Source organism: uncultured Christiangramia sp. (assembly GCF_913046405.1).
Classification (GTDB): Bacteria; Bacteroidota; Bacteroidia; order Flavobacteriales; family Flavobacteriaceae; genus Christiangramia; species Christiangramia marina.
Window position 1 is genome coordinate 1 of sequence record NZ_CAJWRQ010000130.1, and the last position, 6,210, is coordinate 6,210.

5 protein-coding genes and 1 pseudogene are annotated in these 6,210 nt (G+C 36.6%); all 6 read right to left on the minus strand.

Features of this window, described 5'->3' with window-relative positions:
* Nucleotides 1-311: curli assembly protein CsgF (locus tag QZ620_RS13025; RefSeq protein WP_295182423.1), on the minus strand; the 311-nt coding region annotated here is incomplete at its 3' end.
* Nucleotides 312-1,067 carry a CsgE family curli-type amyloid fiber assembly protein gene (locus QZ620_RS13030; RefSeq protein WP_295182426.1) on the minus strand — a complete coding sequence of 252 codons (756 nt, stop codon included), beginning with the start codon at nucleotides 1,065-1,067 and terminating at the stop codon, nucleotides 312-314.
* A 47-nt stretch (nucleotides 1,068-1,114) separates the two neighbouring features.
* Nucleotides 1,115-1,630 (minus strand): hypothetical protein, encoded by a 516-nt coding sequence (locus tag QZ620_RS13035; RefSeq protein ID WP_295182429.1) that lies wholly within the window; start codon nucleotides 1,628-1,630, stop codon nucleotides 1,115-1,117.
* Between the two features lie 56 nt (nucleotides 1,631-1,686).
* Nucleotides 1,687-3,171, minus strand: coding sequence for a curlin (locus tag QZ620_RS13040; RefSeq protein WP_295182432.1), 1,485 nt, complete (start codon nucleotides 3,169-3,171; stop codon nucleotides 1,687-1,689).
* A 377-nt stretch (nucleotides 3,172-3,548) separates the two neighbouring features.
* On the minus strand, nucleotides 3,549-5,735 hold the full coding sequence (locus QZ620_RS13045) for a glutamine synthetase III (protein ID WP_295182434.1): 2,187 nt from the start codon (nucleotides 5,733-5,735) through the stop codon (nucleotides 3,549-3,551).
* 241 nt (nucleotides 5,736-5,976) lie between these two features.
* Nucleotides 5,977-6,210, minus strand: a pseudogene (locus QZ620_RS13050) (sodium:calcium antiporter); the annotation flags it as partial.

Genomic DNA, 6,210 nt, shown 5'->3' on the forward strand with positions numbered 1-6,210 from the left:
CCATATGTAAATGTTCCTTCCTGGTTAAAGGAACCAAATCCTTCGAGCTGCTCCTGCAATAATGTCCTACTAATTTGGCTTAGAAGCTGACGGTTCAGGTTTTCTCCCAATCTTTCTAACTCACTTTGTTCTTCTCTAGGCTGTTGCGCAGCAGTTAATTTATTCTGAGAAGTAGCAGAACTCAGCATCCAACTGTAATTATATGGATTCCCACCAAAGGCTGGGTTCAAAGGTTCGTATACCAATTGCTGTGAATAGCCTTTTATTCCGAATAGTGTAAAAGTTAACAGTAAGATAATTTTTGATTTCATTTAGTAGTATTTAAATTTAGCACCGGACTTAAGTTGTTGAATATAGGCCGTAACCCTTATCAATGTTACGCTAGCCATTTGTTTGAGAAATTCCTTTTTTGGTTGTGCAAAAAATTGCATAATTATTTGATCACCCATTCTTACCGTAATTCTGGTACTTCTACCTCTACCAGGTGTCTCCTCTATTTCAATGTTTTTCGGAGAAATTATCTGTTTGTTATAGAAATCTGAATAAAAGTATCTGTAAAAATCTCTTCCAACTCGGGTTAAAGTATTTTCTAAAACTAGTCCGCTGATGATTATTCCATCTTCAGGTTTAGCTTCCTCCTGATTTATGATGATTTGCTCCTTACTGGTTTTTACTTCTTCAAGTAATTCGTTGGTACCTGACATTTCTTTAACATCTTTACCTAAAGGGTTTTCTTCCAAGTCATTTATTAATAAAATCACTTTTACACTACCTTCAAGGTTGATACCTATTGAACTAGATGACAATACTTTTTTTTCATTGGCCTTTAAAAAAAAGAGGTCCTCCTGTCTTGTGCTACTGACATTATTATTAGAATCCTTCTTGAATACTAAAAATTGATAATTTAAATTTAGATCTGAAGGTGTGAGGTTTTCTGCAAAGGCGGTAAAAGTTACAAATTCACCGTTATTATTAATTTTAATATCAGCCTTAACCTCTCGATTGTAGTACTGAGCGTATAGCCTGTCTATAGATATAGTGAAAAAGAATATAATGCCTATTAGCACGAAATCCAGCTTTCTGGTATAATTCTTAGTAGACAATTTCATTCTGGTTAATTAAAACTTCGAATTATAATTGAGGGAGATGCCTCCGTCTGCCTGAATTTTAAAGATTTGGTGAGCTGATTGACTCCTTCTCTTTGAAAATTTAAGTTATTACCATCCTGTATAAGGTTTAGGGAAATATCCTCATTAGGTGCATTGACAAAATCCCGAATTAAATTATAATTACCGTATTGACCTAATTCAGAAACTGCCGTATTGGCTGTATAATTTAGAACTGTTTTATTAAAATTACCATTTTGGGCTATATTAATTTCACTAGAGTTTGTATTAGTATAAATGCTTACTTCATTTAACTCTCCTACTTGAGCTAAGAAAACTGAATTACCAAAGATCTCGGTATTCCTTGGATTAATAAAAGTTGTAATACCGAATGATGCCAAGATATTAGGATCGATTTTTTTTCCAATCAAAACATTTTCTACCTCACTCTCTTCTGTAAACGTTTGAGCTTTGATTGGAACAAGGGTAGTTATTAAGATTACTATAATGATGATCTTTTTCATACTTATACAATTTAAATAAGAGAGAGGCTAAACCTCTCTCTTAAGTTTTCCTATTTTTAATTGCAATCAGTACAAATATCTGGTGTACTAGGCATTGGAGTAGATGTCCATGTTTGTGGAGTATCCATATCTATAAAACAGCTAGCAGCATCATTGTCAAAATAAGTACCTGCAGGTCCCATTTGGATTACATCTATTTGGTTACCCCCATTAGGCATTCCATCTGCTACATTTTGTTCAGCTACATAACTTTGTCCGCCATATTGTGATACGACAGCTTTGTTCATCATACCTCTTTGAGCAGTACTTACCCAGTTATCATTGCCAAATTGATAAGTAAAAGCTTTGTTTCCTTCCCCTCTTTGAGCTGTTAAGGCTTTATTGTCATCGCCATTTTGGTATTGCGAAGCTTTATGAGCATTTCCACTTTGTAATATACCAGCGTTATTATCATCTCCTAACTGATCTTGTTGAGCTTTGTTTCCTCCTCCAGAAACTAATCCATATAGATTTTGCACGATAAAAGCATTGTTATCATCTCCAGTTTGATCCTGTTCTGCATAGTTTCCTGCAGGTGGATTACCACCTAGTTCTCCATACTGACCAATACTCGCTTGGTTATCATCCCCATCCTGACTTTGAAAAGCTTGAGCATCTCTTGAATAGTATGAAACTTGAGATGGTAAATTTAATACGCCGTAAGTCTCATTTCTTAGGGAAACAATCTCGTTATCTAGTCCTACCACACTATAAGAAACATCTGTACCCTGTGCAATCCTTGCTCTGTTAGCATCGCCACTTGTAGCAGCAGTCGTTTGATACTGGTCAGCATAGTTATTATCGCCATCCTGAGCAGTATGAGCATAGTTTCGTGCTCCATCACCTTCCTGTAGAATCCATGAAGTCTGTCCGTCACCATCCTGATCTACTAAGGCCCAGTGTCCTTCTGATCCATCTGGTCTAGCTATTTGACGAATTCTTGATTTGTGATTCTCACCATCTTGATCTGTATAGGCATCATTATTATCATAGGTTTGAATAGTTTTTGCCTGATTATTCATTCCATCCTGGTCTATTGCAGCAAAATTATCTTCTGCATTTTGTCCAGTTCCCTGTCTAATGAATGCAGCATTCCCTGAGCTTGATGGATCAGAAACTCCTTGATTGGTAATTGCATTATTTCGATCACCCTCTTGTCTAATTAAAGACTTATTCTCATCCCCGTGTTGAAACACATCTGCCTCATTACGTCTTCCACTATTTCCATTCACATCCCCAGACTGAAGAACTTCAGCTGCGTTTCCACCAATGAGTCCCGTTCCATTTGTCTGCATTGTGTAAACTGATTGTTTAGTTCCGGCCTGACGTACTCTAATACGGTGATCGGTTCCCGATTGTTCAGACTTACCTTTGTTGGCGTTCGAATTTCCACTGTTATTGGAAACAGTAGTTTGAGATTTGGCTTCAGGTGCTCCGGATACCTGTCCGAATGTTACCGCCCCAAACATTAGTGCTCCCGCACACAAAATCACTTTTTTCATAATAAAAGATTTAAATTAATATTGGTTAACTAAAAAATTACACTTCCAAGATTCAGGGCGTTGAAAATTGGGTCAATTGTCTACTAGACGATGTGTTGGGGAGGGTATAAGTAAAATAGGGTTGTAATTAATGCGCGGTAGGGTTAGTGTTGCATAATTAATTACTTTCCCTAATATAGATGACTTAAACGATTCAAAATTTTTTAATCGATGAAGAACATAAATAATTGTTAAAAAGCAAAATTTTATGATAATTCGATTTTTTAAACTCCTATTTACTAGACTTTTAACTATGCAATTAAGTTAGATGGTAAAATAACTTAAACAAAAAAACCACGCTAAATGCGTGGTTTTTCTTTTTCTAAAATATTCAAAAATTATCTTGTGAAAAGTAATTCTCTGTATTTAGCTAGTGGCCAGATCTCATCATCTACCAATAACTCTAATTTATCACAGTGATATCTAATTTCTTCGAAGAAAGGTTTCACATCATCACAATAAGCAAATGCCTTTTCTTCAGCATCTTCTAATTTGTTAGCAATCTTTCTCGCTTCGATCATCGCATTCACATTAGAATTAATACTTGCGATATGAGAAGAAATGCTTTCTATAATTTCCAGCTGCTCTTTTGCGTGTCTTGCGAAATCATCAGCATAAATATCCTTCAATCCACGTACATTCTTTATCAGAATGTTCTGATATCTGATTGACGTTGGAATGATATGATTTCTGGCGATATCTCCAAGGATACGTCCTTCAATCTGGATTCTCATCGCGTATTCTTCGAGCTCAATCTCATGTCTTGCTTCGATCTCGGTTTCATTCATCACCCCTAATTCCTTGTAAAGGGCAATTGTTTTTTTACTTACCTGAGCTTTTAAAGCTAATGGCGTAGTTCTGTTATTGCTAAGTCCGCGTTTTTCTGCTTCCTTTTCCCAGGCTTCACCATATCCATCTCCTTCAAATCTAATTTTTTTGGATTTTTTGATATACTCTCTTAGAACATTAAAGACGGCATCATCCTTCTTCATTTTCTTGTCCTTGATAAGTTTATCAACCGCAACTTTAAATTCTTTAAGCTGTTTAGCCACGATACTGTTAAGTACCGTCATCGCTCCAGCACAGTTCGCTAACGAACCTACAGCTCTAAATTCAAATTTATTCCCAGTAAAGGCAAATGGTGAAGTTCTGTTCCTATCTGTATTATCAAGAAGAATTTCAGGAATCTTTCCTACAACGTTCAGTTTAAGATCTGTTTTCTCTTGGGGAGAAAGCTTACCATCAGTCACTTTTTCAAGTTCATCAAGAACTTTAGTCAGCTGACTTCCAATAAATACTGAAATGATTGCTGGTGGTGCTTCGTTTGCTCCAAGACGGTGATCATTGGAAGCACTTGCGATCGCAGCTCTTAATAATTCCTCGTTATCATAAACAGCTTTAATCGTGTTTACAAAGAATGTAAGGAACTGAAGATTTTTCATTGGCGTAGAACCTGGAGATAGTAAGTTTACTCCGGTATCTGTCGCTAGAGACCAGTTATTATGTTTACCACTACCGTTAATTCCGGCAAATGGCTTTTCGTGCATTAATACGCTAAAATTATGTCTTTCACCAACTCTCTTCATTACATCCATGATCAATGAATTGTGGTCTACAGAAAGGTTAGCTTCTTCAAATACTGGAGCCAGCTCAAATTGGTTTGGTGCCACCTCGTTATGACGGGTTTTTACTGGAATACCAAGTTTCATACACTCGATCTCTAGATCCATCATATAAGCGATCGCTCTTGAAGGTATAGAACCAAAATAGTGATCATCCAATTGCTGACCTTTTGCCGGAGAATGTCCTAATAATGTTCTTCCGGTTAAAGTAATATCAGGCCTTGAAGCTGTAAGTGCAGAATCGATCAGGAAATACTCCTGTTCCCATCCTAAGGTTGCATTTACTTTCTTAACGTTCTTATCAAAATATTTCGCAACATCTGTTGCAGCATTATCAACGGCCTGTAAAGCTCTTAGTAGTGGAGTTTTGTTATCAAGCGCTTCCCCTGTGTAAGCTACAAATACCGTAGGAATACATAAGGTAGTTCCCCAGATAAAAGCTGGAGAAGTAGGATCCCATGCAGTATAACCTCTTGCTTCAAAAGTATTTCTAATTCCACCATTCGGGAAACTTGATGCATCTGGTTCTTGTTGAACAAGCTGTCCACCGCCAAACTTTTCAATTGCAGACCCATCACCTAAAGGTTCAAAGAAGGAATCATGTTTCTCTGCCGTTGCTCCGGTAAGAGGCTGGAACCAGTGAGTATAATGCGTTACTCCTTTAGAGATCGCCCATTCTTTCATTCCAGTAGAAATATGATCGGCAACATTACGATCTATTTTCTTTCCGGTGTTCATAGCTTCCACGACATTCGTGTATGCTTCTTTGGTCAGGAACTGTCTCATTACAGTTTCGTTGAAAACATTCTTACCGAAAATTTCAGACCTTCTACGAGGTTCCTTGATCTTCACCGGCTTCCTGTTCAATGTTTCTTTTAAAGCTTGGAATCTTAAAGTTGACATGCTGAAATATTAATTGTGTTGGTTTATAAAAGATTGAATTATCAAATCATCAGATAATTCAGTAATTATCAAATCAAGTTGCGAATATAGGTGATATGCAACAAAAAATGTGTGCAGATTTCGTAAAAAATGCGCGCTATTTAAGATAACCCCCTATTTTTATAGGGTTGTTTCTGAAATTTAACCAATCATTAATATTAAGCACCCCTATTTCCGAAGAGATTTAAGAATAAATTAAGACTTATAGAATGGTGATCAGGATAAATGTAGCGTAAGCAGCAATAAGACCAAATCCCTCTTTTCTTCCCATTTCCGAAGGCTTCGGAATTAATAATAGTGGCAGTAAGGCAAATGCGATCGCCAGCATCCAGATCATATCGTTCGAAAGAATTTCTGAAGATTGTACGACTATAGGTTTAATTAAAGCGGTTAAACCTAAAACTGAAGCGATATTGAAAATATTGGAGCCAATTAA

Coding starts and splice junctions, on each gene's coding strand:
- QZ620_RS13035 (WP_295182429.1), bottom strand. CDS start 1,630: ATGAAAAAGATCATCATTATAGTAATCTTAATAACTACCCTTGTTCCA.
- QZ620_RS13040 (WP_295182432.1), bottom strand. CDS start 3,171: ATGAAAAAAGTGATTTTGTGTGCGGGAGCACTAATGTTTGGGGCGGTA.
- QZ620_RS13045 (WP_295182434.1), bottom strand. CDS start 5,735: ATGTCAACTTTAAGATTCCAAGCTTTAAAAGAAACATTGAACAGGAAG.